This is a genomic window from Streptomyces pseudovenezuelae (genome assembly GCF_029892565.1).
Taxonomy (GTDB): Bacteria; Actinomycetota; Actinomycetes; order Streptomycetales; family Streptomycetaceae; genus Streptomyces; species Streptomyces pseudovenezuelae_A.
The window spans coordinates 309,647-336,477 of record NZ_JARXVH010000007.1 but is presented as its reverse complement, the minus strand read 5'-3'; the positions used below and the strand labels follow the sequence as shown (position 1 = coordinate 336,477).

The window sequence follows — 26,831 nt, the reverse complement described above, 5'->3', positions numbered from 1 at the left end:
CCAAACCAGCCCAGGCCCAGAGCGCCCCCCGACCCGTCACACGCCCTGCGCCAGCCAGTCGTCGACCCCCGCCAACAGCTTCGCCCTCACATCCGCCGGCGCCGCCGAAGCCCGCAGCGACTGCCGCGCCAGCTCCGCCAACTCCTCGTCCGTGAAGGCGTGATGGCGCCGGGCGATCTCGTACTGGGCGGCCAGCCGCGAGCCGAAGAGCAGCGGGTCGTCGGCGCCCAGGGCCATCGGGACGCCCGCCTCGTACAGCGTGCGCAGCGGAACGTCCTCGGGCTTCTCGTAGACGCCCAGGGCGACGTTCGACGCCGGGCACACCTCGCAGGTGATGCCCCGCTCCGCGAGGCGCTTGAGGAGCCGCGGATCCTCCGCCGCCCGCACACCGTGACCGAGTCGGTCCGCGTGCAGATCGTCGAGACAGTCCCGCACCGACGACGGCCCCGTCAGCTCACCACCGTGCGGAGCCGACAGCAGCCCGCCCTCCCGCGCGATGTGGAAGGCCCGGTCGAAGTCCCGCGCCATTCCCCGGCGTTCGTCGTTGGAGAGTCCGAAGCCGACCACGCCCCGGTCGGCGTACCGCACCGCGAGCCGGGCCAGCGTGCGCGCGTCCAGCGGGTGCTTCATCCGGTTCGCGGCGACCAGCACGCGCATCCCGAGCCCCGTCTCGCGCGACGTCGTCTCGACCGCGTCGAGGATGATCTCCAGCGCCGGGATCAGCCCGCCCAGCCGCGGTGCGTACGACGTCGGGTCGACCTGGATCTCCAGCCACCCCGAGCCGTCCTTGACGTCCTCCTCGGCGGCCTCCCGCACCAGCCGACGGATGTCGTCCGGTTCCCGCAGACACGACCGCGCGGCGTCGTACAGGCGCTGGAAACGGAACCAGCCCCGCTCGTCCGTAGCCCGCAGTCTCGGTGGCTCCCCGCTGGTCAGCGCCTCGGTCAGGGCGTCGGGCAGGCGGACGCCGTACTTGTCGGCCAGTTCCAGCACGGTCGCCGGCCGCATCGACCCGGTGAAGTGCAGATGCAGATGGGCCTTCGGCAGCTCAGAGACATCACGTACACGCTCCATTGGAGGATCCTGCCGCACGCCGGCGCCGTCCCGATACCGGATTCCCCTTACGTGGTCTTGCTCGCACTGAGAAACGGGCCGTCTCCCCTCGGGGAGGCGGCCCGTCACGCGTGCGTGGAGCGCGAAAACGTCAGTCCTGCGCCTCGGCCAGCAGCTTCTGGATCCGGCTGACGCCCTCGACGAGATCCTCGTCACCCAGGGCGTACGACAGCCGCAGATAACCCGGGGTGCCGAATGCCTCGCCAGGAACGACCGCGACCTCGGCCTCCTCCAGGATGAGCGCGGCCAGCTCGACCGTGTCCGCCGGCCGCCTGCCGCGGATCTCCTTGCCGAGCAGGGCCTTGACCGACGGGTACGCGTAGAAGGCGCCCTCGGGCTCCGGGCAGAGCACGCCGTCGATCTCGTTCAGCATCCGCACGATGGTCTTGCGGCGGCGGTCGAAGGCCTCCTTCATCTTCTCCACGGCCGACAGATCACCGGATACGGCGGCCAGCGCGGCGACCTGCGCCACGTTGGAGACGTTCGACGTGGCGTGCGACTGGAGGTTCGTCGCGGCCTTGACCACGTCCTTCGGGCCGATCACCCAGCCCACGCGCCAGCCCGTCATCGCGTACGTCTTGGCGACACCGTTGACCACGATCGTCTTGTCGGCGAGCTCGGGCACGACCACCGGGAGCGAGTGGAACTCGGCGTCGCCGTACACGAGGTGCTCGTAGATCTCGTCCGTCAGGACCCACAGGCCCTTGTCGGCGGCCCAGCGGCCGATCTCCTCGATCTGCGCGCGCGTGTAGACCGCGCCGGTGGGGTTCGAGGGGGAGACGAAGAGGAGGACCTTCGTGTTCTCGGTGCGCGCCGCCTCCAACTGCTCGACCGAGACCCGGTAGCCGGTCGTCTCGTCCGCGACGACGTCCACCGGGACACCGCCGGCCAGGCGGATCGACTCCGGGTACGTCGTCCAGTACGGCGCCGGGACGATGACCTCGTCGCCCGGGTCGAGGATCGCGGCGAAGGCCTCGTAGATGGCCTGCTTGCCGCCGTTGGTCACCAGGATCTGGGACGCCTCGACCTCGTAGCCGGAGTCGCGCAGTGTCTTCGCGGCGATCGCGGCCTTCAGCTCGGGCAGTCCGCCGGCCGGCGTGTAGCGGTGGTACTTCGGGTTCTTGCAGGCCTCGACGGCGGCCTCGACGATGTAGTCCGGGGTCGGGAAGTCGGGTTCGCCGGCGCCGAAGCCGATCACCGGACGCCCGGCGGCCTTGAGGGCCTTGGCCTTGGCGTCGACGGCGAGGGTGGCGGACTCGGAGATCGCGCCGACTCGGGCGGAGACCCGGCGCTCGGTGGGAGGGGTTGCAGGGCTCATGGGGCCCATCGTTTCAGACCGGAAACGCCACCGGCACGCGGGTTTCACAGACTGAACATGTAGCGGTCGACCACTGAACACCCGTCCGGAATCACGCGGTGGCCTGGTGATCTTCCGTCGGTTTTCCGACGATCTTCCTCCGCCAAGGCCCCTACGGGCGCTTTCTGTTCGACGGGGCGCCCCGGACCACGTACACTCTCACCTCGTTGGCCATCAACTGCCGCGCCGTGGAAGGTGCACACCGAGCACTCGGTCGGATGCGGTACGTTGGGGGACGCGCAAAGGGTCGTAGCTCAATTGGTAGAGCACCGGTCTCCAAAACCGGCGGTTGGGGGTTCAAGTCCCTCCGGCCCTGCTACACACACCTTCGCCAGGATGTGTGTGCATGTACGTACAGTAGTGCACAGCCGTGCGGCTCAGACCGGGCGCGGCACGGCCACGACCCGGGAACAGGTGAGGACGAATGGCGGACGCCGTGGGCTCCATCGACACGCCTGGTGCCCAGGACGAGGCGCAGGAGACGAAGAAGTCCCGAAAGGGCGGTAAGCGGGCCAAGAAGGGTCCGTTCAAGAAGCTTGCCCTCTTCTACCGTCAGGTCATCGCCGAGCTGCGCAAGGTCGTCTGGCCCACGCGCAACCAGCTGACGACGTACACGACGGTGGTCATTGTCTTCGTCGTCATCATGATCGGCCTGGTGACCGTGATTGACTATGGGCTCAGCCACGCCGCCAAGTACGTCTTCGGCTGAGTCTAGAGCGAAGGGCGCCGAGGTAACCGGCGCCCCTTTCGCATGTTCCACCCCTATGTATCCAGGAAGAAGCAGCCATCGTGTCTGACCCGAACCTGAACGACGCCGCCGTCGAGCCCGATGAGTCGGTCGATGACGAGCTCGACATCGTCGAGGGCTCGGACGAGCAGGACGAGTTCGAGGCTGCCGAGGCCGAGGCGGGCGAGCCCGCCGAGGAAGCCGCACTGCACGTCGAGGACGAGGCCGCCGAGGACGCGTCCGACGAGGACGTCGAGGACGAGCTCGTCGAGGAGGAGCCCGAGCCGGTCGACCCGGTCGAGGCCCTCCGCCAGGAGCTGCGCGCACTGCCCGGCGAGTGGTACGTCATCCACACCTACGCCGGTTACGAGAACCGCGTGAAGACCAACCTCGAGCAGCGTGCCGTCTCGCTGAACGTCGAGGACTTCATCTTCCAGGCCGAGGTGCCGCAGGAAGAGGTCGCGCAGATCAAGAACGGCGAGCGCAAGACCGTCCGGCAGAACAAGCTCCCCGGCTACGTGCTGGTGCGCATGGACCTGACGAACGAGTCCTGGGGCGTCGTCCGCAACACCCCCGGCGTCACCGGCTTCGTGGGCAACGCCTACGACCCGTACCCGCTGACCCTGGACGAGATCGTCAAGATGCTCGCCCCGGAGGCCGAGGAGAAGGCCGCCCGTGAGGCCGCCGAGGCCGAGGGCAGGCCCGCCCCGCAGCGCAAGGTCGAGGTCCAGGTGCTGGACTTCGAGGTCGGCGACTCGGTCACCGTCACCGACGGCCCGTTCGCGACGCTGCAGGCGACCATCAACGAGATCAACCCCGACTCGAAGAAGGTCAAGGGTCTCGTCGAGATCTTCGGCCGCGAGACCCCGGTCGAGCTCTCCTTCGACCAGATTCAGAAGAACTGATCGCAGGTCCGTTGACCGACACGGACAGAGAGAGCGCCCTGAGCCGGGCGGCAGTTGCCCCACGGCTCGGGCGCTCTCGTCGTTTTCTGCTGGCAGGGGTGTTCCTGCTGATCGGGGCGGTCGTCTCGGCCTGCGCCGGGTACGTGGGCGTGACCCAGTGGGCGCAGGTCTCCTCGCTCCAGAAGGACGGGGTCCGCGCGGTCGGCGTCTTCCACAACGAGGGCGCCGCCAACTGCTGGCGCCACCGTTGCTGGGCCGAGTTCGAGCTCGACGGGAAGAAGGTGGAGGCCGATCTGCCGGCCCTCACCGCCGCCACGAAGAACAAGGTCTCCCGCGAGGGCCAGCCGATCACCATCCGGTACCTGCCCTCCGACCCGACGGTGGCCGCCGAGGAGGACGGGCTCGGTGAGGTGGGCGCCATCACCACGCTCATCGGCATGTTCGGGGTCGGGTTCCTGATCGCGGGGCTGGTTCAGCTGGTGGTCGCGAGCCGGGACCGTACCCCCGCGCCCGCGCAGCCGTCCTGACCTCGACGATTTCATGCCGGGGGAGGTCATCGGCTACCGTGGTGCGGTATGCCATCTGCCGGATGATTCATCCAATTGATGCAGCTGGTAACCAACTCTCAGTAAGGACCCGGAGAGAGCATGCCTCCCAAGAAGAAGAAGGTCACGGGGCTCATCAAGCTCCAGATCCAGGCCGGCGCGGCCAACCCGGCTCCGCCGGTAGGCCCCGCGCTGGGTCAGCACGGCGTGAACATCATGGAGTTCTGCAAGGCGTACAACGCCGCGACCGAGTCGCAGCGTGGCTGGGTGATCCCGGTGGAGATCACGGTCTACGAGGACCGTTCCTTCACCTTCATCACCAAGACGCCGCCGGCCGCCAAGATGATCCTCAAGGCCGCGGGTGTGGAGAAGGGCTCCGGCGAGCCGCACAAGACCAAGGTCGCCAAGATCACTCAGGCGCAGGTCCGCGAGATCGCCACCACGAAGATGCCCGACCTCAACGCCAACGACCTGGACGCCGCGTCGAAGATCATCGCCGGCACCGCCCGTTCCATGGGCATCACGGTCGAGGGCTGAGCCCCACCCCCCCCGTACGTCAGCAGAAGTGGCAGGGCCTGCTCGGTCCGGACCACGACTCCTTAAGACTCACCAGGAGAAGAAGTGAGCAAGCGCAGCAAGTCTCTCCGCGCTGCGGACGAGAAGATCGACCGGGAGAAGCTGTACGCCCCGCTCGAGGCCGTCCGTCTCGCCAAGGAGACCTCCACCTCCAAGTTCGACGGCACCGTCGAGGTCGCCTTCCGTCTGGGTGTCGACCCGCGCAAGGCCGACCAGATGGTCCGTGGCACCGTGAACCTTCCGCACGGCACCGGTAAGACCGCCCGGGTCCTGGTCTTCGCGACCGGTGACCGTGCCGAGGCCGCGACCGCCGCGGGCGCCGACATCGTCGGCTCCGACGAACTCATCGACGAGGTGGCGAAGGGCCGGCTGGACTTCGACGCCGTCGTCGCCACCCCGGACCTCATGGGCAAGGTCGGCCGCCTCGGCCGGGTGCTCGGCCCCCGTGGCCTCATGCCGAACCCCAAGACCGGCACCGTCACCCCGGACGTCGTGAAGGCTGTCAACGACATCAAGGGCGGCAAGATCGAGTTCCGCGTCGACAAGCACTCGAACCTGCACTTCATCATCGGCAAGGCGTCCTTCGACGACACCAAGCTGGTGGAGAACTACGGCGCCGCGCTGGAGGAGATCCTCCGTCTGAAGCCGTCCGCCGCCAAGGGTCGCTACATCAAGAAGGCCGCGATCAGCACCACGATCGGCCCCGGCGTTCCGGTCGACCCGAACCGCACCCGCAACCTCCTCGTCGAGGAGGACCCGGCCGCCGTCTGAGCCGAGCGCTCACCCCGGTAGCCGCGTCAGGGACGCGACAAAAGCACGACGGGCTCCGCAACCTTCACGGGTGCGGGGCCCGTCTCTTTCGTGTGCGGATATTTCCGTACGGCTGTCAGTGCCCTGAGTTAACGTCGGGACACAGCTAACGCTTAGGGGTGGGACGAATGAAGAGCACGACCGTGCGCCGCGTGGCCCTGTCGATCGCGGCGGCGACCGCTCTGTCGGGGGTGGCCGCCTGCGGCTCCTCTGACTCCGGCGGCGGGACCGCCAAGGACGACAGCGCGGCCGGCAAGGGCAGCACACGCGTCAGCCCGATAGCCGCGCTGCGCTCCGCCGAGAAGTCCACCGACGGCGCCGACTCCGCCAAGGTCGAGTCCACGACGTCCATGGGCTCCGTGATGTCCATGACCGCCGACGGCTCCCTCGGCTGGGCCGACGGCCTCACCGGCAACCTCGTCATCACGTACACCGGCGGCACGATGGCCGACACCATGCGCCAGCTCGGCACCACGTCGATGCAGGCCCGCTATCTGCCCGACGCCTACTACGCCAAGATGGGCGAGCAGTTCGCCCAGCAGGCGGCCGGCAAGCACTGGATCCGGTACGGCTACGACGACCTCGCGGACCTCGGCGGCAGCTCCGGCGCCTACCTCAAGGACCAGATGCAGAACACGACGCCGAACCAGTCGGTGAAGCTGCTGCTGGCCTCCGGGGACGTCAAGAAGGTCGGCGCCGAGAAGGTGCGCGGCGTGGAGACCACGCACTACTCGGGCACGGTGGACGTGGCCGACCTGGCCGACAAGAACTCCAACCTCACCGCGAGCCAGTTGGCGGGCCTCAAGAAGCAGCTCACCCAGGCCGGCGTCAGCACCGAGACCGTGGACATCTGGGTCGACGGCAAGGACCTGCTGGTCAAGAAGGTCGAGAAGGGGCAGATGACGGCCGGCGAGTACACGCAGACCGCGTACTACAGCGACTACGGCACGAAGGTGTCCGTCAGCAAGCCGGCGGCGAGCGACACCGAGGACTTCAAGGACCTGCTGAAGCAGCAGGGCATGACACCGGGCAGCGGCGACACCGCCAGCGGTTCCGGCACCAGCTCTTGAGATCTGTGTTCGGGGCAGTTGGGGCAGGGTTCGCCGTGCTGCTGTGTGCGGGCTGCGCGGGCGGTATCGGCGGCGCGGGCGGGTCCTCGGACTCGTCCGCCGCCGCGGCCGTCGCGCGGGCGGCCAGGGCGACCGAGGGCGTCCCGTCCGTCCACTACCGGGTCAGCGGGCGGATACCGGAGCAGGGGCAGGTCGAGTCGGAGGCGTCCGTCGCCGCGAAGCCGGCTCGCGCCCGCATGGTCACCAGCAGCCGGGACGACGGCAAGACCACCGAGGCCGAACTGCGCATCGTCGACGGGGTGTTGTACCAGCGGGCGAGCGAGAACGGCGTGGCCCAGCAGGCGCACGGCAGACACTGGGCCGACTTCGGTCCGGACGCCAAGTTCACCGCGGGCGGCGGACTGCGGATGGACGTCAGTGGCCTGCGCGACCAGGTCGGGCGGAACCCGGCCCGGGACGCCGCCTTCCTGGCGGCCGCCGCCGCCGGCGACGTACGGCGGACCGGCACCGAGACCGTCGCGGGCACCCGCACCACGCATTACACGGGGACGGCCGCCCTCGACGACCTCCGCGACTCCGTGACCGGGAAGGCGAAGGCGGACCTGGCGCAGTACGAGAAGTTGGGCGTCGACGAGCTCACCCTCGACGTGTGGGTCGACGGCGACGACCACGTCAGGCGGCTGCGCACCCAGGGCTTCGGCCGGCACGGGGAGCTCGATCTCACCGTCACCCTCCTCGACTTCGGCAAGCCGGTGACGGTGCGGGCACCGGCCGCCGACGACACGGTGGACCTGCGCGCGCCGGCCAAGGAGTCCCGCGGCTGAGCACCGTAGGAGCGGATTTGCTTGACAGGGATGTGGTCCCGTACTCTCCAGGAGAAGCCAAAGACCGCTGGTCGTTGCCGTGCTCTCGGAAGAGGGTTCGGTGGCCGAAGGATCCGCTGAACTGCGGACGACCCGCGCAGGTGACACTGTGGAAGTACTCCCGGACTTCGCCGCCCAACAGCGGGTGAATCCGGTCGAGTTACGCCCCGTGCGCCTGCGCCGGGGCGTTTCGTATTCCTCAGCCCCTTCTGAGCGGTCCAACACCCGGAAGGAGGCCGACGCTCTATGGCAAGGCCCGACAAGGCTGCCGCGGTAGCCGAGCTGACGGAGCAGTTCCGCAGCTCGAACGCCGCTGTGCTGACCGAGTACCGGGGTCTCACCGTGGCGCAGCTCAAGACGCTGCGTCGTTCGCTCGGTGAGAACGCCCAGTACGCCGTGGTGAAGAACACGCTGACCAAGATTGCGGCCAACGAGGCCGGGATCTCGACGCTCGACGACCTGTTCAACGGTCCGACGGCGGTCGCCTTCGTCACCGGTGACCCGGTGGTGTCGGCGAAGGGTCTGCGTGACTTCGCCAAGGACAACCCGAACCTCGTCATCAAGGGCGGTGTCCTTGACGGCAAGGCGCTGTCCGCCGACGAGATCAAGAAGCTCGCGGACCTCGAGTCCCGCGAGGTTCTGCTCGCCAAGCTGGCGGGTGCCTTCAAGGGCAAGCAGACCCAGGCTGCTCAGGTCTTCCAGGCGCTCCCGTCGAAGTTCGTCCGCACCGCGGAGGCGCTTCGTGCCAAGCAGGCCGAGCAGGGCGGTGCCGAGTAATTCGGCTCGCGAAATGACCGCCGCGTGAGGCAGCACGCCTGAGGCAGCGGTCGTAGCGGGCCGAACGTACGCCCGCCAGACATGTACACACCGGCACCAGCCGAATTAGTGAAGGGAAGCCATCGTGGCTCTCACCCAGGACGAACTGCTCGCCGAGTTCGAGACGATGACCCTCATCCAGCTTTCCGAGTTCGTGAAGGCGTTCGAGGAGAAGTTCGACGTCACCGCCGCCGCCGCGGTTGCCGCCGCCCCCGCCGCTGCGGCCGCCGCCGTTGAGGCCGAGGCCGAGCAGGACGAGTTCGACGTCATCCTCACCGGCGCCGGCGAGAAGAAGATCCAGGTCATCAAGGTCGTGCGTGAGCTGACCTCGCTGGGCCTGAAGGAGGCCAAGGACCTCGTGGACGGTGCTCCGAAGCCCGTCGTCGAGAAGGTCGCCAAGGAGGCCGCCGAGAAGGCTGCCGAGTCCCTCAAGGCCGCCGGCGCCTCCGTCGAGGTCAAGTAACACCTTCGGGGCCCCTCGGGGCCTCAGCGCGCAGACGCGGCCCGATCGGGCTGTAACGCGACCGCACCGAAGAGCGATCATCCATCCGGGTGGTCGCTCTTCGGCGTTACGGGGAGGCGGGCCACGGTTGCCTTGCACCCGTTGTGGCGGCGGGTATGGTGATCTTCGTCGTGTCTCCCGCGCACCGGGTTTGCGCAGAGGGGCCTTGACGAACCGCACGGAGCGCGCAATTCTCAGGACGCGTCGCCAGAACGGTCCGAATCCGAGGCATGGATCGGCGACGAAGAGGGCAGTATCAACGTGCGTTGAAGGCAGGCATGGCGCAGGCGTTGAGGACAACGAGGGTCTCAGAAAATGGGGACTGGACATCAGTGTGCCGAGTGGCTACACTGACCCTTTGCGCTGCCTGTTAGCTGTCCCCTGCCCGTCACCAGGGGTCTGCCCTCACCTGAGCACCGATGACCGAAGCCCCTTTGAACTGGGGTTTCTGTCTCCGTGGCCGGGGAGGGACCGGGGAGCGCGTAGTGAGTCCGAGCCCTCGGAAGGACCCCCTCTTGGCCGCCTCGCGCACTGCCTCGACCGCGAATACGAACAACGCTGCCAGCACCGCCCCGCTGCGCATCTCTTTTGCAAAGATCAAGGAGCCCCTCGAGGTTCCGAACCTTCTTGCGCTGCAGACCGAGAGCTTCGACTGGCTGCTCGGCAACGACGCGTGGAAGGCTCGAGTCGAGGCGGCTCTGGATTCTGGTCAGGACGTCCCCACCAAGTCCGGTCTGGAGGAGATCTTCGAGGAGATCTCCCCGATCGAGGACTTCTCCGGGTCGATGTCGCTGACCTTCCGCGACCACCGCTTCGAGCCGCCGAAGAACAGCATCGACGAGTGCAAGGAGCGCGACTTCACGTACGCGGCTCCGCTCTTCGTCACCGCCGAGTTCACGAACAACGAGACCGGCGAGATCAAGTCCCAGACCGTCTTCATGGGTGACTTCCCGCTCATGACGAACAAGGGCACCTTCGTCATCAACGGCACCGAGCGTGTCGTGGTGTCGCAGCTGGTCCGCTCGCCGGGTGTCTACTTCGACTCCTCCATCGACAAGACGTCCGACAAGGACATCTTCTCGTCCAAGATCATCCCGTCCCGGGGTGCCTGGCTGGAGATGGAGATCGACAAGCGCGACATGGTCGGTGTCCGTATCGACCGCAAGCGCAAGCAGTCCGTCACCGTTCTCCTGAAGGCTCTCGGCTGGACCACCGAGCAGATCCTCGAGGAGTTCGGCGAGTACGAGTCGATGCGCGCCACCCTGGAGAAGGACCACACCCAGGGCCAGGACGACGCACTGCTCGACATCTACCGCAAGCTGCGTCCGGGCGAGCCCCCGACCCGTGAGGCCGCGCAGACGCTGCTCGAGAACCTCTACTTCAACCCCAAGCGCTACGACCTGGCCAAGGTCGGCCGCTACAAGGTCAACAAGAAGCTGAGTGCGGACGCTCCGCTGGACGCGGGCATCCTGACCGTCGAGGACATCATCTCGACGATCAAGTACCTGGTGAAGCTGCACGCCGGTGAGACCGAGACGGTCGGCGACAGCGGTGGCTCCATCGTCGTCGAGACCGACGACATCGACCACTTCGGCAACCGTCGTCTGCGCAGCGTCGGCGAGCTCATCCAGAACCAGGTCCGCACGGGTCTGGCTCGTATGGAGCGCGTCGTGCGTGAGCGCATGACGACCCAGGACGTCGAGGCGATCACGCCGCAGACCCTGATCAACATCCGGCCGGTCGTCGCCTCCATCAAGGAGTTCTTCGGCACCAGCCAGCTGTCGCAGTTCATGGACCAGAACAACCCGCTGTCGGGTCTCACCCACAAGCGCCGTCTGTCGGCTCTTGGCCCGGGTGGTCTCTCCCGTGAGCGGGCCGGCTTCGAGGTCCGTGACGTGCACCCCTCGCACTACGGCCGCATGTGCCCGATCGAGACGCCCGAAGGCCCGAACATCGGTCTGATCGGTTCGCTCGCCTCCTACGGTCGCGTCAACGCGTTCGGTTTCGTGGAGACGCCGTACCGCAAGGTCGTCGACGGTCAGGTCACCGACGAGGTGGACTACCTGACGGCCGACGAAGAGGACCGATTCGTCATCGCGCAGGCCAACGCCACGCTCAACGACGACATGCAGTTCACCGAGGCCCGGGTCCTCGTCCGCCGCCGTGGCGGCGAGGTCGACTACGTCGCCGGTGACGACGTGGACTACATGGACGTCTCGCCGCGCCAGATGGTGTCGGTCGCGACCGCCATGATCCCGTTCCTCGAGCACGACGACGCCAACCGTGCCCTGATGGGCGCGAACATGATGCGTCAGGCCGTTCCGCTCATCAAGAGCGAGGCCCCGCTCGTCGGCACCGGCATGGAGTACCGCTCCGCCGTCGACGCCGGCGACGTGGTCAAGGCCGAGAAGGCGGGTGTCGTCCAGGAGGTCTCCGCGGACTACATCACCACCGCCAACGACGACGGCACGTACATCACGTACCGCCTGGCCAAGTTCGCCCGCTCCAACCAGGGCACCTCGGTCAACCAGAAGGTCATCGTCAACGAGGGCGACCGGATCATCGAGGGCCAGGTCCTGGCCGACGGTCCGGCCACCGAGAACGGCGAGATGGCGCTGGGCAAGAACCTGCTCGTGGCGTTCATGCCGTGGGAGGGTCACAACTACGAGGACGCGATCATCCTGTCGCAGCGCCTCGTGCAGGACGACGTCCTCTCCTCGATCCACATCGAGGAGCACGAGGTCGACGCCCGTGACACCAAGCTCGGCCCCGAGGAGATCACCCGGGACATCCCGAACGTCTCCGAGGAGGTCCTCGCCGACCTCGACGAGCGCGGCATCATCCGGATCGGTGCCGAGGTCGTCGCCGGTGACATCCTCGTCGGCAAGGTCACGCCCAAGGGCGAGACCGAGCTGACCCCCGAGGAGCGCCTGCTCCGCGCGATCTTCGGTGAGAAGGCGCGCGAAGTGCGCGACACCTCGCTGAAGGTGCCGCACGGCGAGATCGGCAAGGTCATCGGCGTCCGCGTCTTCGACCGCGAGGAGGGCGACGAACTGCCGCCCGGCGTCAACCAGTTGGTCCGGGTGTATGTTGCGCAGAAGCGCAAGATCACCGACGGCGACAAGCTGGCCGGCCGGCACGGCAACAAGGGCGTCATCTCGAAGATCCTGCCGATCGAGGACATGCCGTTCCTGGAGGACGGCACCCCGGTCGACATCATCCTCAACCCGCTGGGTGTCCCGTCCCGAATGAACCCGGGACAGGTCCTGGAGATCCACCTCGGCTGGCTCGCCAGCCGCGGCTGGGACGTCTCCGGCCTCGCGGACGACTGGGCGCAGCGCCTGCAGGTCATCGGCGCCGACCAGGTCGCCCCGGGTACCAACGTCGCGACCCCGGTCTTCGACGGTGCCCGCGAGGACGAGATCTCGGGTCTCTTCGAGGCCACGATCCCCAACCGCGACGGCGACCGGCTGGTCCAGCCCTCCGGCAAGGCCAACCTGTTCGACGGCCGCTCCGGCGAGCCGTTCCCGAAGCCGATCTCGATCGGCTACATGTACATCCTCAAGCTGCACCACCTGGTCGACGACAAGCTGCACGCGCGTTCGACCGGTCCGTACTCGATGATCACCCAGCAGCCGCTGGGTGGTAAGGCCCAGTTCGGTGGCCAGCGCTTCGGTGAGATGGAGGTGTGGGCGCTTGAGGCTTATGGCGCCGCGTACGCCCTCCAGGAACTGCTGACCATCAAGTCCGACGACGTGACCGGCCGCGTGAAGGTCTACGAGGCCATCGTCAAGGGCGAGAACATCCCCGAGCCCGGCATCCCCGAGTCCTTCAAGGTGCTCATCAAGGAGATGCAGTCCCTGTGCCTCAACGTGGAGGTGCTGTCCTCGGACGGCATGTCCATCGAGATGCGCGACACCGACGAGGACGTCTTCCGCGCTGCGGAGGAGCTTGGCATCGACCTGTCCCGGCGTGAGCCGAGCAGCGTCGAAGAGGTCTGACGGGAGTCCGGCCGAAGGTCCTGGTGAGGAATCTTCGGCCGGCCCCTGGACCCCCGTATCAGACCCCATGACTTACAACCCTGAGAGGGATTGACGCATAGTGCTCGACGTCAACTTCTTCGATGAGCTCCGGATCGGTCTGGCCACCGCTGACGACATCCGTCAGTGGAGCCACGGCGAGGTCAAGAAGCCTGAGACCATCAACTACCGCACCCTCAAGCCCGAGAAGGACGGACTCTTCTGCGAGAAGATCTTCGGTCCGACCCGGGACTGGGAGTGCTACTGCGGCAAGTACAAGCGCGTTCGCTTCAAGGGCATCATCTGTGAGCGCTGCGGCGTCGAGGTGACCCGCGCCAAGGTGCGCCGTGAGCGGATGGGCCACATCGAACTGGCTGCGCCCGTCACGCACATCTGGTACTTCAAGGGTGTCCCGTCCCGGCTGGGCTACCTGCTCGACCTCGCCCCGAAGGACCTTGAGAAGGTCATCTACTTCGCGGCGTACATGATCACGTTCGTCGACGAAGAGCGCCGTACGCGTGACCTGCCCTCCCTGGAGGCGCACGTCTCCGTGGAGCGTCAGCAGGTCGAGAACCGTCGGGACTCCGACCTCGAGGCCCGCGCCAAGAAGCTTGAGACCGACCTGGCCGAGCTTGAGGCCGAGGGTGCCAAGGCCGATGTGCGCCGCAAGGTGCGCGAAGGTGCCGAGCGCGAGATGAAGCAGCTGCGCGACCGTGCGCAGCGCGAGATCGACCGCCTGGACGAGGTGTGGACCCGGTTCAAGAACCTCAAGGTCCAGGACCTGGAGGGCGACGAGCTCCTCTACCGCGAGCTGCGTGACCGCTTCGGCACGTACTTCGACGGTTCGATGGGTGCCGCGGCGCTGCAGAAGCGCCTGGAGTCCTTCGACCTGGACGAGGAGGCCGAGCGCCTCCGCGAGATCATCCGCACCGGCAAGGGCCAGAAGAAGACCCGTGCGCTGAAGCGGCTCAAGGTGGTGTCCGCGTTCCTGCAGACCTCCAACAGCCCCAAGGGCATGGTTCTCGACTGCGTCCCGGTCATCCCGCCGGACCTTCGCCCGATGGTGCAGCTGGACGGTGGCCGCTTCGCGACCTCCGACCTGAACGACCTGTACCGCCGTGTGATCAACCGCAACAACCGCCTGAAGCGACTCCTCGACCTCGGCGCCCCCGAGATCATCGTGAACAACGAGAAGCGCATGCTTCAGGAGGCCGTCGACGCGCTCTTCGACAACGGCCGTCGTGGCCGCCCGGTGACGGGCCCCGGCAACCGTCCGCTGAAGTCGCTGTCCGACATGCTCAAGGGCAAGCAGGGTCGCTTCCGTCAGAACCTGCTCGGCAAGCGTGTGGACTACTCCGCGCGTTCCGTGATCGTCGTCGGTCCGCAGCTGAAGCTGCACCAGTGCGGTCTGCCGAAGGCCATGGCGCTGGAGCTCTTCAAGCCGTTCGTGATGAAGCGCCTGGTCGACCTGAACCACGCGCAGAACATCAAGAGCGCCAAGCGGATGGTCGAGCGCGGCCGCACGGTCGTGTACGACGTCCTGGAAGAGGTCATCGCGGAGCACCCGGTTCTGCTGAACCGTGCGCCCACGCTGCACCGCCTCGGCATCCAGGCCTTCGAGCCGCAGCTGGTCGAGGGCAAGGCCATCCAGATCCACCCGCTCGTCTGCACCGCGTTCAACGCGGACTTCGACGGTGACCAGATGGCCGTCCACCTGCCCCTGTCCGCAGAGGCGCAGGCCGAGGCCCGCATCCTGATGCTGTCCTCGAACAACATCCTCAAGCCCGCCGACGGCCGTCCGGTGACGATGCCGACCCAGGACATGGTCCTCGGTCTGTTCTTCCTCACCACCGACGGCGAGCTGCGGAACGTGAAGGGCGAGGACCGCTCCTTCGCGTCCGTGGCCGAGGCGATCATGGCGTTCGACGCCGGCGAGCTCTCGCTGCAGTCGCGCGTGGACATCCGCTTCCCGGTGGGCACCATCCCGCCGCGCGGCTGGACCCCGCCGGCGCAGGAGGAGGGCGAGCCGGAGTGGCAGCAGGGTGACAGCTTCCGGCTGAGGACGACCCTCGGCCGGGCGCTCTTCAACGAGCTGCTGCCCGAGGACTACCCGTTCGTCGACTACGAGATCGGCAAGAAGCAGCTCTCGGAGATCGTCAACGACCTCGCCGAGCGCTACCCCAAGGTCATCGTGGCGGCGACGCTCGACAACCTGAAGGCGGCCGGCTTCTTCTGGGCGACCCGTTCCGGTGTCACCGTGGCCATCTCCGACATCGTCGTTCCCGACGCGAAGCGCGCGATCGTCAAGGGCTACGAGGACCAGGACGAGAAGGTCCAGAAGCAGTACGAGCGTGGTCTGATCACCAAGGAAGAGCGCACGCAGGAGCTCATCGCGATCTGGACCAAGGCGACCAACGAGGTCGCCGAGGCGATGAACGCGAACTTCCCGAAGACCAACCCGGTTTCGATGATGGTGAACTCGGGCGCACGAGGCAACATGATGCAGATGCGTCAGATCGCCGGTATGCGTGGTCTGGTGTCGAACGCCAAGAACGAGACGATCCCGCGTCCCATCAAGGCGTCCTTCCGTGAGGGCCTGTCCGTGCTGGAGTACTTCATCTCCACGCACGGTGCCCGTAAGGGTCTGGCGGACACCGCCCTGCGGACCGCCGACTCGGGTTACCTCACCCGTCGTCTGGTCGACGTCTCCCAGGACGTCATCATCCGCGAGGAGGACTGCGGCACCGACCGCGGCCTCAGGCTCCAGATCGCGGAGGTCGGCGCGGACGGCGTGCTGCGCAAGGCCGACAACGTCGAGACCAGCGTGTACGCCCGTGCGCTGGCCGAGGACATCACCGTCGACGGCAAGGTGCTGGCCCCGGCCAACACCGACCTCGGCGACGTCCTCATCGACGAGCTGGTCAGGCACGGTGTCTCCGAGGTCAAGACCCGCTCGGTCCTGACCTGCGAGTCCGCCGTCGGCACCTGCGCCATGTGCTACGGCCGCTCGCTGGCCACCGGCAAGCTGGTCGACATCGGTGAGGCGGTCGGCATCATCGCCGCCCAGTCCATCGGTGAGCCCGGTACCCAGCTGACGATGCGTACCTTCCACACCGGTGGTGTGGCCGGTGACGACATCACCCAGGGTCTGCCCCGTGTCGTCGAGCTCTTCGAGGCTCGTACGCCCAAGGGTGTCGCCCCGATCTCCGAGGCCCAGGGCCGCGTGCGGATCGAGGAGACCGAGAAGACCAAGAAGATCGTCATCACCCCGGACGACGGCAGCGACGAGACGGCGTTCCCGATCTCGAAGCGTGCCCGTCTTCTGGTCAGCGAGGGCGAGCACGTCCAGGTGGGCCAGAAGCTCACCGTGGGTGCCACCAACCCGCACGACGTGCTGCGGATCCTCGGTCAGCGCGCGGTCCAGGTCCACCTGGTCGGCGAGGTCCAGAAGGTCTACAACTCGCAGGGTGTGTCGATCCACGACAAGCACATCGAGATCATCATCCGGCAGATGCTGCGCCGTGTGACGATCATCGAGTCGGGCGACGCGGAGCTGCTGCCCGGCGAGCTGGTCGAGCGTTCGAAGTTCGAGACCGAGAACCGTCGTGTGGTCCAGGAAGGCGGCCACCCGGCCTCCGGCCGTCCGCAGCTGATGGGTATCACCAAGGCCTCGCTGGCGACGGAGTCCTGGCTGTCGGCCGCCTCCTTCCAGGAGACGACCCGAGTGCTGACGGACGCGGCGATCAACGCCAAGTCCGACAGCCTCATCGGCCTCAAGGAGAACGTCATCATCGGTAAGCTCATCCCGGCCGGTACGGGTCTGTCCCGCTACCGCAACATCCGGGTGGAGCCCACCGAGGAGGCCAAGGCCGCGATGTACTCGGCCGTCGGCTACGACGACATCGACTACTCGCCGTTCGGCACCGGCTCCGGCCAGGCCGTCCCGCTGGAGGACTACGACTACGGTCCGTACAACCAGTAAGGCGTACGTCTGCTGAAGGGCGGTCACCTCGCTTCGCGCGGGGTGGCCGCCCTTCGGCATGTCAGCGGGCGGTGAGCTGTACGAAGGTCACGGCCGCGGTGGCGATCGCGGCCAGGACGCCGATGCTGGCGAGGGGCCAGCGGGAGCGTTCCAGCGACTCGACGCGCCGCTCGTGGTCGGCGAGCTCCTTGTCGGTCTGGTCGCAGCGCTGGACCAGGAGCGCGAGCGAGCCGTCGACCCGGGCGAGGCGGGAGTCCAGGGTGCCGCGCAGGCGCTCCAGCTCCAGCGCGACGGCGAGGGAGTCGTTCGGGTCAGGGTCGGTGCCGGCCTGGTTCCGCGAGTTGGCGGGGCCCACGTTGCGTCATCTCCTTGGGGATCTGTTCGGGTACGGGGGACGGGGAGGGGAACGGTTCCTGGGGGCCGTCTCGCGGCCTTGTCGGGGCTGCCTCAGGCCCGCTTCAGGGCCGTTCGGTGTCCGGGTGCGGGCGGGCCGGTTGCGGGCCGGAGAGGGGCGGGAAGGGGAGGACGGTCGCGTCGGCGGGGCTGGTGCGGCGGGTCCTCGGCTGTGCCGTCGCCTCGGCCCTGCGGCGCTCGTCGTGTTCGCCGCGGTCCCGCCAGCCCTGGCCGTACGCGGTGAACTCCCGCCGCTCGATCTCCGTCCGCGTGGTGATCACCAGGTCCGGCGGAATCGGGCGGCCCTTGAGGTGGGCGGCAAGGGCCCGTCGTAGCTCGGCGCTTGCCCCGGCCTCGTCGGTCTCGTCCCGTTCCGTGTCGTCGTCCCTGGTCATGAGGCCCTCGTATCCCTCCGTACCGTGCGGACCCTCGCTCTGTTCGATTCGAACGTATGAGCGATAGCTGTTCGCAGAGTACTCCACCCGCGTGCCCGCGCGGGGGTGAAACGGAAGCGGTGACCTCCCTTCTGTTCGGCCCTGCGGATCGCCGGGCGCATGCGAAACGGCGGGCCGACCCGGTGTCGGGTACAGCTCCGCCGTGGCGTCAAGTGTGACAGGTTGCGAGCGCGGTCGCAATTAGTGGGGTCAGTCGGCCGCGAGGGTCCCGCCCTCGCCCCGCGTCTCGTCCGGCAGGAACTGCTCGACCACCCGCACGAACATGTCCCGCCGGTCGGCCGGTACGCCCAGGAGATCCGCGACCTCCGCGGGCGTGGGCCGGCGGCCGGATTCCGCGCCCGGAGTCGGGGGGACCCGCTCGTGCGGGTCGGCCAGTTCCTCGGCGGTCAGCCGGCCGGAGCGGATGAGCATGTCGCGGACCGGCACCCCGAGCACGCGGGCGAGTCGGCGCGTGGTCTCCAGGTCAGGCATGCTCTGGCGTTGCAGCAGGCGGGTGACGGCGGCGCGGTGCACGCCCGCCTCGTCCGCGATCCGCGACTTGCCGCCGCCGCGCGGACTGTCGATGTCGTAGTCGCGGTCGCGCATCAGGCCCTCGACCCATGTGGCGAACGCGTCCAGATCCGGACTGGTCATCTGTCTGCTCGCTTCCCTAGGAGGGGTGTGTCCAGTTTGCTTGCGCGCGCGGTATTACGTGCGTTCGTGCAAGCAATGAGTATAGGGCCCGGTGAGCCCGGTGAGGGAGTGTGGCGGGAAGTAGATTGCGTGCGCACGCGCAATCTGTCAGGGTAGACGGCCCCTTCACCCCCACCCCGACCGAGAGAGAGGCCCATGTCGCCGGCCGCCCAGACACCCCCTCCCGCCGCCCAGGCCGCCCGCTGGATCGGCCAGCTGCTCCAGCAACTGCCCGAGCTGGTGGCGGAATTAGCCGCCGGCCGCACCGCGCCGACCCCCCGTCCCACCTCCCCGCCGCCAACCGGCCACGGCACCGCCCCGATCCGCGTCCATGTCTCCGACGCCCTCCGTGACATCACGGACGGCGTGGTCGAACTGGAGGAGGCCGTGCGCGCCCGCCTCGGTCTGCCCCGCCCGCCCCGCGCCTCCGTGCCCGAGCGGCTGCGGCGTATCGCCTCGCTCCTCGACGGCATCGCCGCCGACCCCGTGCTGGCCGCGCACGTGCGCGACGAGAGCCGGCGACTGGCCCGGCGGTGCGCCCGTGCGCTGGGGGACGCCGAGACCGTCGTACGGATCGCCGGGCGCTGCCCCTGGTGCGACTCCGTCTCGCTGCGGGCGTTCCCTGGCCGGGGCGCCGTCCTGTGCGTCAACCCCGCCTGCCGCTGCTCGGACGCGGACTGCGGCTGTCATGACGACCCCGGCCACCGGCACAGTTGGGACGAGGGCGCGGGGGAGTGGGAGCGCCTGGCCGCCGACGGAGAAGAGGACGCCCGATGACGGCGTATCGGCCGATGGCCCGGCCGCCCACGCTCGTGCCCGGTCCGCTCGCCGCGCGGGAGGTCGGGGTCGCGCCCGCGACCATCCGCAAGTGGGTCCAGCTCGGTCGGCTTCAGGCGGCCGGGCGGGCGGGGCGGGCGCAGCTCTTTCGGCTGGAGGACGTCTTCGCGGCCGAACGCGCGGCGCGTGGCGCGGGCCGTCGGACGCGCTGAACCGGAGCCTGTATCGCCGTACACCTAACGGCAAAGGCGTCCGGTGCCGCATCATGGAGGGACCTCGGGGGGTTCTGGAGGTGCTCGGTGTCGCAACCGTCGTGGCAGCCCTGGCAGGACAAGGACGAGTCGTCGGTGAACGGTGTGCCGTACGACACGCAGGGGAGAGACGTGTCGCGGCCGACGTCCCAACCGCACCTTCAGCCCCAGCCGCACCCGCAGCCCTACCTCCAGCCGTGGCCGGGCGCGGGCGCTCCCGCCCCTCAGCCCTGGCAGGCCCACGCCGCCCCGGCCATGCTCGCCTCGCACGCCGACCGTGAGCGGGCCGTGGACGTGCTCAGGGCGGGGTACGGGGAGGGGCGGCTGGAGAAGGGGGAGTTCGACCGGCGGGTGGAGCGGGTGTACGCGGCCCGTACCGTCGGGGAGCTGGCCCTGCTGGTGGCCGACCTGCCGCTGGGTCCCGTACCGCAGCCGGCGCCCGTCACCGCCGTACCGCGGATGTTTCTGCCCGAGCCGGTGCCGCGGACGAACGGCAAGGCGGTCGGGGCCGCCATCTGCGGGGTGCTGTGTCTGCCGACCTTCGGGCTGACCGGGATTCCCGCGGTGGTGCTCGGGCACACGGCGCGTACGGAGATCCGGCGGACCGGGGAGGCGGGCGACGGGCTCGCGCTGACCGGGCTCGTCCTCGGCTGGCTGTCCACGGCCGGGTGGGCGCTGATCCTGACGCTGTTGATCCTGGTGGGTGTCACGACCGGATGACGTCTGGGTGACGACCGTCACGGGTGTCCTGGTGAGGGCTGTCGGGCGGTGTTGTGGCGTGTACGGAATGTGAAATCGAAGATCCACTGCGGCGTAGGGGCTTGACACCGGAGGCCCGGCACTGTTGGTGCCGTCCATTTGTTTTGACCGCAGCGTATGAGCTAGGTACCCTCGGACCTTGTGCCTGGGGTGTGCCCTGGCCCTCGTGCGTGCCTTCGAACCGTACCTGGGCCGTGAGCGGCCACCGCAATCTGCGCTCTTACTGCCTGGCGGCGGAAGTCTGCAGTATTCGACACACCCGACCGCGTGGGTCGGCGACGTTCCAGGTTAGCTTCACCATTCGGCACACAGAAACCGGAGAAGTAGTGCCTACGATCCAGCAGCTGGTCCGGAAGGGCCGGCAGGACAAGGTCGAGAAGAACAAGACGCCCGCACTCGAGGGTTCCCCTCAGCGTCGTGGTGTCTGCACGCGTGTGTTCACGACCACCCCGAAGAAGCCGAACTCGGCCCTGCGTAAGGTCGCGCGTGTGCGTCTGACCAGCGGGATCGAAGTCACCGCTTACATTCCGGGTGAGGGACACAACCTGCAGGAGCACTCCATCGTGCTCGTGCGTGGCGGTCGTGTGAAGGACCTGCCCGGTGTTCGCTACAAGATCATCCGCGGTTCCCTTGACACCCAGGGTGTCAAGAACCGCAAGCAGGCCCGCAGCCGCTACGGCGCCAAGAAGGAGAAGTAGAAAATGCCTCGTAAGGGCCCCGCCCCGAAGCGCCCGGTCATCATCGACCCGGTCTACGGTTCTCCTCTTGTCACCTCCCTGATCAACAAGGTGCTGCTGAACGGCAAGCGCTCCACCGCCGAGCGCATCGTGTACGGCGCCATGGAGGGCCTGCGCGAGAAGACCAGCAACGACCCGGTCATCACGCTGAAGCGCGCGCTGGAGAACATCAAGCCCACGCTTGAGGTCAAGTCCCGCCGTGTCGGTGGTGCGACGTACCAGGTGCCGATCGAGGTCAAGCCCGGTCGCGCCAACACGCTCGCGCTGCGCTGGCTGGTCGGTTACTCCCGCGCCCGTCGCGAGAAGACCATGACCGAGCGTCTGCTCAACGAGCTTCTCGACGCTTCGAACGGCCTCGGCGCGGCCGTCAAGAAGCGCGAGGACACGCACAAGATGGCCGAGTCCAACAAGGCCTTCGCGCACTACCGCTGGTAGTCGCTACCCACATCGAGACCGAGAGAAGACCGAAGCCTTATGGCTACTACTTCACTTGACCTGGCCAAGGTCCGCAACATCGGGATCATGGCCCACATCGACGCGGGCAAGACGACCACCACCGAGCGGATCCTCTTCTACACCGGCGTCAGCTACAAGATCGGTGAAGTCCACGACGGCGCTGCCACCATGGACTGGATGGAGCAGGAGCAGGAGCGTGGCATCACGATCACCTCTGCTGCCACCACCTGTCACTGGCCGCTTGAGGACGACGACTACACGATCAACATCATCGACACCCCCGGGCACGTCGACTTCACCGTCGAGGTGGAGCGTTCGCTCCGCGTCCTCGACGGTGCCGTCACCGTGTTCGACGGCGTGGCCGGTGTCGAGCCGCAGTCCGAGACGGTGTGGCGTCAGGCCGACCGTTACGGCGTGCCGCGCATCTGCTTCGTGAACAAGCTCGACCGGACCGGCGCGGAGTTCCACCGCTGCGTCGACATGATCAAGGACCGCCTCGGTGCGGTGCCGCTGATCATGCAGCTTCCGATCGGTGCCGAGATGGACTTCAAGGGCGTTGTGGACCTGGTCCGCATGAAGGCGCTCGTGTGGTCCGCCGAGGCGGCGAAGGGCGAGATGTACGACGTCGTCGACATCCCGGCAACGCACGTCGAGGCCGCCGAGGAGTACCGCGGCAAGCTGGTCGAGGCCGTCGCGGAGAACGACGACGAGGTCATGGAGCTGTTCCTGGAGGGCCAGGAGCCCACCGAGGAGCAGTTGTACGCCGCGATCCGTCGCATCACCATCGCGTCCGGCAAGTCCGACGGCATCACGGTCACCCCGGTGTTCTGCGGTACCGCGTTCAAGAACAAGGGCGTCCAGCCCCTGCTCGACGCGGTCGTGCGCTACCTGCCGACCCCCCTGGACGTCGAGGCCATCGAAGGCCACGACGTCAAGGACCCCGAGGTCGTCGTCAAGCGCAAGCCGTCCGTGGACGAGCCGCTGTCCGCGCTTGCCTTCAAGATCATGAGCGACCCGCACCTGGGCAAGCTCACCTTCGTCCGGGTCTACTCGGGCCGCCTGGAGACTGGCACCGCGGTGCTGAACTCCGTCAAGGGCAAGAAGGAGCGCATCGGCAAGATCTACCGCATGCACGCGAACAAGCGTGAGGAGATCGAGGCGGTGGGCGCCGGCGACATCGTCGCCGTCATGGGCCTGAAGCAGACCACCACCGGTGAGACGCTGTGCGACGACAAGCAGCCGGTCATCCTGGAGTCCATGGACTTCCCGGCGCCGGTCATCCAGGTCGCCATCGAGCCCAAGTCCAAGGGTGACCAGGAGAAGCTGGGTGTGGCCATCCAGCGTCTCGCGGAGGAGGACCCGTCCTTCCACGTCCACTCGGACGAGGAGACCGGCCAGACCATCCTCGGCGGTATGGGCGAGCTGCACCTCGAGGTGCTGGTCGACCGTATGAAGCGCGAGTTCCGGGTCGAGGCCAACGTCGGCAAGCCGCAGGTCGCCTACCGCGAGACGATCCGCAAGGCCGTCGAGCGCGTGGACTACACCCACAAGAAGCAGACCGGTGGTACCGGTCAGTTCGCCAAGGTGCAGATCGCGATCGAGCCGATCACCGAGTCCGACGGCCCGGCGTACGAGTTCGTGAACAAGGTCACCGGTGGCCGTATCCCGAGGGAGTACATCCCTTCGGTGGACGCCGGTGCGCAGGAGGCCATGCAGTTCGGCATCCTCGCCGGGTACGAGATGACGGGTGTCCGCATCACGCTGCTCGACGGTGCCTACCACGAGGTCGACTCCTCCGAGCTCGCGTTCAAGATCGCCGGCTCGCAGGCCTTCAAGGAGGCCGCCCGCAAGGCCAGCCCCGTGCTCCTTGAGCCGATGATGGCCGTCGAGGTCACCACGCCCGAGGACTACATGGGTGAGGTCATCGGCGACATCAACTCCCGCCGTGGCCAGATCCAGGCCATGGAGGAGCGTGCCGGTGCCCGCGTCGTGAAGGGCCTCGTGCCCCTCTCGGAGATGTTCGGCTACGTCGGCGACCTCCGCAGCAAGACCTCGGGTCGCGCAAGCTACTCGATGCAGTTCGACTCCTACGCCGAGGTTCCGCGGAACGTCGCCGAGGAGATCATCGCGAAGGCCAAGGGCGAGTAACACACCCCGTTTACACGCTTTAGGCTTGACACCGACCGCCGGGGCTTTCGACCGGCAAAGGGACGAGAAATCGTCGCAGCCCGGAATGAACCCCGGCGGGCGGCATCCCAGCAAAGATCACCTGGCGCCGATGAGTAAGGCGTACCAGAACCACTCCACAGGAGGACCCAGTGGCGAAGGCGAAGTTCGAGCGGACTAAGCCGCACGTCAACATCGGCACCATCGGTCACATCGACCACGGTAAGACGACCCTCACGGCCGCCATTACCAAGGTGCTGCATGACGCGTTCCCGGACCTGAACGAGGCCTCGGCCTTCGACCAGATCGACAAGGCTCCCGAGGAGCGCCAGCGCGGTATCACGATCTCGATCGCGCACGTCGAGTACCAGACCGAGACGCGTCACTACGCCCACGTCGACTGCCCCGGTCACGCGGACTACATCAAGAACATGATCACGGGTGCGGCGCAGATGGACGGCGCCATCCTCGTTGTCGCCGCGACGGACGGCCCGATGCCGCAGACCAAGGAGCACGTGCTCCTGGCCCGCCAGGTCGGCGTTCCGTACATCGTCGTCGCCCTGAACAAGGCCGACATGGTGGACGACGAGGAGATCCTGGAGCTCGTCGAGCTCGAGGTCCGTGAGCTCCTCTCCGAGTACGAGTTCCCGGGCGACGACCTTCCGGTCGTCAAGGTCTCGGCGCTCAAGGCCCTTGAGGGCGACAAGGAGTGGGGCCAGTCCGTCCTCGACCTGATGAAGGCCGTCGACGAGAACATCCCGCAGCCCGAGCGTGACGTCGACAAGCCGTTCCTCATGCCCATCGAGGACGTCTTCACGATCACCGGTCGCGGTACGGTCGTCACCGGCCGTATCGAGCGTGGTGTCCTGAAGGTCAACGAGACCGTCGACATCATCGGCATCAAGACCGAGAAGACCACCACCACGGTCACCGGTATCGAGATGTTCCGCAAGCTGCTCGACGAGGGCCAGGCCGGCGAGAACGTGGGCCTGCTCCTCCGTGGCATCAAGCGCGAGGACGTCGAGCGCGGCCAGGTCATCATCAAGCCCGGCTCGGTCACCCCGCACACGGAGTTCGAGGCCCAGGCGTACATCCTGTCCAAGGACGAGGGTGGCCGTCACACGCCGTTCTTCAACAACTACCGTCCCCAGTTCTACTTCCGTACGACGGACGTGACCGGCGTCGTGACCCTCCCCGAGGGCACCGAGATGGTCATGCCGGGTGACAACACCGAGATGAAGGTGGAGCTCATCCAGCCCGTCGCCATGGAAGAGGGCCTGAAGTTCGCCATCCGTGAGGGTGGCCGGACGGTCGGCGCCGGCCAGGTCACCAAGATCAACAAGTAATTCCGTTGATCTGACCTGGTAGCTCCAACGCGAGCTCCTGAAAAGGCTCGTACGACTTCGGTCGTACGGGCCTTTTCGTCGTCCTGCCGGATTCCCTCGGTCCTGAGCCGCCCTGGGCCATGGCGACGACTCCTGGGTGAAGTCTTGGAAAACCTTGTGCGGCGCCCCATTGAGGGTTGGGCCAATTCCGCGCGGCCCCTGCACCGAATGTTCTTGTCTGTTCGCTGTGGGGTGGTTGTGACGGCCTAGCGTGGAGGGCTCGTGGGGCCGGCGGGGCCAGGACGCACACAGGGGATGGCTGGAGTCTGATGCGTGAGGCGCACAGCGGATCGTTGATCGTCACCGGCGGCAAGGGCGGGCGCCGAGAGCCGCTGCCACAGCTGGACGACCGGCCCACGCAGCCGCTGCGGACGGTACGGCCGGGCCCGCGCCCCAGCACCCCGAGCGCCCCCGTCCGACGTGAACGCCCGCGCCTGTACGCCATCGACGGCATCCGCCTGGTCGCCGCGCTGATGGTGGCCCTGCACCACTACGTCGGCACGTACCGCGTGAACCAGCCGCACAACGCCATCTGGGGCCGGCCGGTGTCCGACATCATGCCGACGGTGTTCCATGTCGCGACCTACGGCTGGATCGGCGTAGAGATCTTCTTCGTCATCAGCGGCTTCGTGATCTGTATGTCCTGCTGGGGCCGCACCCCGAGGCAGTTCTTCACCTCGCGCGTGATGCGGCTCTACCCGGCCTACTGGTTCGCCATCGCCTTCACGACAGCCGTACTCGTCGCCCTGCCGGGTGTCTGGGACCGCATGCGGCCGCGAGACATACTCCTCAACTTCACGATGCTGCAGGCGGGTTCGAAGGTAGGAAACGTCGACGGCGTCTACTGGACCCTCTGGTCGGAGCTCCGCTTCTACCTCCTCTTCCTGGTCGTGGTCGCCACCGGTCTGACCTACCGCAAGGTCGTCCTCTTCTGCTGCGTGTGGGGCGCCGCGGCGATGCTCGCGCCGGTCGCCAAGTTCCACCTCCTGGAGCTGATCGCCAACCCCGAGGGCGCCTGGTACTTCATCGCCGGCCTCGCCCTCTACCTCATGCACCGCTTCGGCCAGGACCTGCTCCTGTGGGGCATCCTCGGCATGGCCTGGCTGATGGGCCAACGGGAGTTGGGCCTGCGGATCGACGAGGTCGAGCACGTGTCGGGGTGGCGGGGAAGCGTGGCGATCTTCACCGTCTTCCTGCTGGTCATGGTCGCGATCGCGTTGGGCGCGACGGACCGCGTCCAGTGGAAGTGGCTGGTGACGGCGGGTGCGATGACGTATCCGCTGTATCTGATCCACTACGTGGCCGGTACGACGCTGATCCACCGCCTGAAGGACACGATGGACGCGCGGCTGCTGGTCGCGGTGGTCATCGTCGGCTTCATGGCGCTGAGTTGGCTGGTCCACCGGTTCGTGGAGCGGCCGGTGGCGGGGTTGATGAAGCGGGGGTTGGACACGTCGTTCGCTCGGCTGCGGAACGCGGGGTCGTAGCGGGAGTC

24 protein-coding genes and 1 tRNA gene are annotated in these 26,831 nt (G+C 67.5%); 20 read left to right on the top strand and 5 right to left on the bottom strand.

Features of this window, described 5'->3' with window-relative positions:
- Positions 1 to 36 precede the first annotated feature (36 nt).
- Together M2283_RS24470 and M2283_RS24465 are read right to left on the bottom strand one after the other, a co-directional pair.
- Positions 37 to 1,074, bottom strand: a complete 1,038-nt coding sequence (locus tag M2283_RS24470) for an adenosine deaminase (protein WP_280878483.1) — start codon at positions 1,072 to 1,074, stop codon at positions 37 to 39.
- A gap of 130 nt (positions 1,075 to 1,204) precedes the next feature.
- Entirely contained in the window at positions 1,205 to 2,431 is a 1,227-nt protein-coding gene (locus M2283_RS24465; protein ID WP_280878482.1) for a pyridoxal phosphate-dependent aminotransferase, read from the bottom strand.
- 282 nt (positions 2,432 to 2,713) lie between these two features.
- Here M2283_RS24465 and M2283_RS24460 point away from each other — a divergent pair.
- From M2283_RS24460 to M2283_RS24405, 12 genes are all read left to right on the top strand, one after another.
- Positions 2,714 to 2,786, top strand: a tRNA-Trp gene (locus tag M2283_RS24460).
- 108 nt (positions 2,787 to 2,894) lie between these two features.
- A complete protein-coding gene (secE, locus tag M2283_RS24455) occupies positions 2,895 to 3,179 on the top strand; it encodes a preprotein translocase subunit SecE (RefSeq protein WP_280878481.1) in 285 nt (94 codons plus the stop codon).
- 80 nt (positions 3,180 to 3,259) lie between these two features.
- Positions 3,260 to 4,102: a transcription termination/antitermination protein NusG gene (gene nusG / locus M2283_RS24450; RefSeq protein WP_280878480.1), complete on the top strand. Its 843-nt coding sequence runs from the start codon at positions 3,260 to 3,262 to the stop codon at positions 4,100 to 4,102.
- A gap of 98 nt (positions 4,103 to 4,200) precedes the next feature.
- A complete protein-coding gene (locus tag M2283_RS24445; protein WP_280878479.1) occupies positions 4,201 to 4,629 on the top strand; it encodes a DUF3592 domain-containing protein in 429 nt (142 codons plus the stop codon).
- A gap of 120 nt (positions 4,630 to 4,749) precedes the next feature.
- Complete coding sequence (gene rplK / locus M2283_RS24440) at positions 4,750 to 5,184, top strand: 50S ribosomal protein L11 (RefSeq protein ID WP_030359033.1); 435 nt, start codon at positions 4,750 to 4,752, stop codon at positions 5,182 to 5,184.
- An 84-nt stretch (positions 5,185 to 5,268) separates the two neighbouring features.
- A complete protein-coding gene (rplA, locus tag M2283_RS24435) occupies positions 5,269 to 5,994 on the top strand; it encodes a 50S ribosomal protein L1 (RefSeq protein WP_280878478.1) in 726 nt (241 codons plus the stop codon).
- 167 nt (positions 5,995 to 6,161) lie between these two features.
- The gene (locus tag M2283_RS24430; protein WP_280878477.1) at positions 6,162 to 7,103 is read left to right on the top strand and encodes a hypothetical protein; all 942 of its coding nucleotides are present in this window, start codon (positions 6,162 to 6,164) and stop codon (positions 7,101 to 7,103) included.
- A gap of 35 nt (positions 7,104 to 7,138) precedes the next feature.
- Entirely contained in the window at positions 7,139 to 7,927 is a 789-nt protein-coding gene (locus M2283_RS24425; protein ID WP_280878476.1) for an LppX_LprAFG lipoprotein, read from the top strand.
- Positions 7,928 to 8,212: 285 nt separating this feature from the next.
- Positions 8,213 to 8,743 (top strand): 50S ribosomal protein L10, encoded by a 531-nt coding sequence (gene rplJ, locus M2283_RS24420; RefSeq protein WP_280878475.1) that lies wholly within the window; start codon positions 8,213 to 8,215, stop codon positions 8,741 to 8,743.
- A gap of 121 nt (positions 8,744 to 8,864) precedes the next feature.
- On the top strand, positions 8,865 to 9,245 hold the full coding sequence (gene rplL / locus M2283_RS24415; protein ID WP_280878730.1) for a 50S ribosomal protein L7/L12: 381 nt from the start codon (positions 8,865 to 8,867) through the stop codon (positions 9,243 to 9,245).
- 554 nt (positions 9,246 to 9,799) lie between these two features.
- The gene (gene rpoB / locus M2283_RS24410; protein ID WP_280878474.1) at positions 9,800 to 13,285 is read left to right on the top strand and encodes a DNA-directed RNA polymerase subunit beta; all 3,486 of its coding nucleotides are present in this window, start codon (positions 9,800 to 9,802) and stop codon (positions 13,283 to 13,285) included.
- Positions 13,286 to 13,385: 100 nt separating this feature from the next.
- Positions 13,386 to 17,285, top strand: a complete 3,900-nt coding sequence (locus tag M2283_RS24405) for a DNA-directed RNA polymerase subunit beta' (RefSeq protein WP_280878473.1) — start codon at positions 13,386 to 13,388, stop codon at positions 17,283 to 17,285.
- Between the two features lie 61 nt (positions 17,286 to 17,346).
- Here M2283_RS24405 and M2283_RS24400 read toward each other — a convergent pair whose 3' ends face one another.
- The 3 genes from M2283_RS24400 to M2283_RS24390 all read right to left on the bottom strand — a co-directional run bounded on the left by M2283_RS24400 (position 17,347) and on the right by M2283_RS24390 (position 18,766).
- A complete protein-coding gene (locus tag M2283_RS24400; RefSeq protein ID WP_280878472.1) occupies positions 17,347 to 17,640 on the bottom strand; it encodes a hypothetical protein in 294 nt (97 codons plus the stop codon).
- 103 nt (positions 17,641 to 17,743) lie between these two features.
- The gene (locus tag M2283_RS24395; protein WP_280878471.1) at positions 17,744 to 18,073 is read right to left on the bottom strand and encodes a hypothetical protein; all 330 of its coding nucleotides are present in this window, start codon (positions 18,071 to 18,073) and stop codon (positions 17,744 to 17,746) included.
- A 249-nt stretch (positions 18,074 to 18,322) separates the two neighbouring features.
- On the bottom strand, positions 18,323 to 18,766 hold the full coding sequence (locus M2283_RS24390) for a helix-turn-helix domain-containing protein (RefSeq protein ID WP_280878470.1): 444 nt from the start codon (positions 18,764 to 18,766) through the stop codon (positions 18,323 to 18,325).
- A gap of 195 nt (positions 18,767 to 18,961) precedes the next feature.
- Here M2283_RS24390 and M2283_RS24385 point away from each other — a divergent pair, with 195 nt between their 5' ends.
- The 8 genes from M2283_RS24385 to M2283_RS24350 all read left to right on the top strand — a co-directional run bounded on the left by M2283_RS24385 (position 18,962) and on the right by M2283_RS24350 (position 26,823).
- Positions 18,962 to 19,582, top strand: coding sequence for a hypothetical protein (locus M2283_RS24385; protein ID WP_280878469.1), 621 nt, complete (start codon positions 18,962 to 18,964; stop codon positions 19,580 to 19,582).
- A complete protein-coding gene (locus M2283_RS24380; RefSeq protein WP_280878468.1) occupies positions 19,579 to 19,794 on the top strand; it encodes a hypothetical protein in 216 nt (71 codons plus the stop codon). The genes M2283_RS24385 and M2283_RS24380 overlap by 4 nt, the downstream gene beginning before the upstream one ends.
- Before the next feature lie 294 nt (positions 19,795 to 20,088).
- Positions 20,089 to 20,553 (top strand): DUF1707 and DUF4190 domain-containing protein, encoded by a 465-nt coding sequence (locus M2283_RS24375; RefSeq protein ID WP_280878729.1) that lies wholly within the window; start codon positions 20,089 to 20,091, stop codon positions 20,551 to 20,553.
- A gap of 365 nt (positions 20,554 to 20,918) precedes the next feature.
- Positions 20,919 to 21,290 (top strand): 30S ribosomal protein S12, encoded by a 372-nt coding sequence (rpsL, locus tag M2283_RS24370; RefSeq protein WP_003948652.1) that lies wholly within the window; start codon positions 20,919 to 20,921, stop codon positions 21,288 to 21,290.
- A gap of 3 nt (positions 21,291 to 21,293) precedes the next feature.
- Positions 21,294 to 21,764, top strand: a complete 471-nt coding sequence (gene rpsG, locus M2283_RS24365) for a 30S ribosomal protein S7 (RefSeq protein WP_005481264.1) — start codon at positions 21,294 to 21,296, stop codon at positions 21,762 to 21,764.
- Between the two features lie 39 nt (positions 21,765 to 21,803).
- A complete protein-coding gene (gene fusA, locus M2283_RS24360; protein ID WP_280878467.1) occupies positions 21,804 to 23,933 on the top strand; it encodes an elongation factor G in 2,130 nt (709 codons plus the stop codon).
- 170 nt (positions 23,934 to 24,103) lie between these two features.
- On the top strand, positions 24,104 to 25,297 hold the full coding sequence (tuf, locus tag M2283_RS24355; protein ID WP_123998321.1) for an elongation factor Tu: 1,194 nt from the start codon (positions 24,104 to 24,106) through the stop codon (positions 25,295 to 25,297).
- A gap of 308 nt (positions 25,298 to 25,605) precedes the next feature.
- Positions 25,606 to 26,823: an acyltransferase family protein gene (locus M2283_RS24350; protein WP_280878466.1), complete on the top strand. Its 1,218-nt coding sequence runs from the start codon at positions 25,606 to 25,608 to the stop codon at positions 26,821 to 26,823.
- Positions 26,824 to 26,831: the final 8 nt, after the last annotated feature.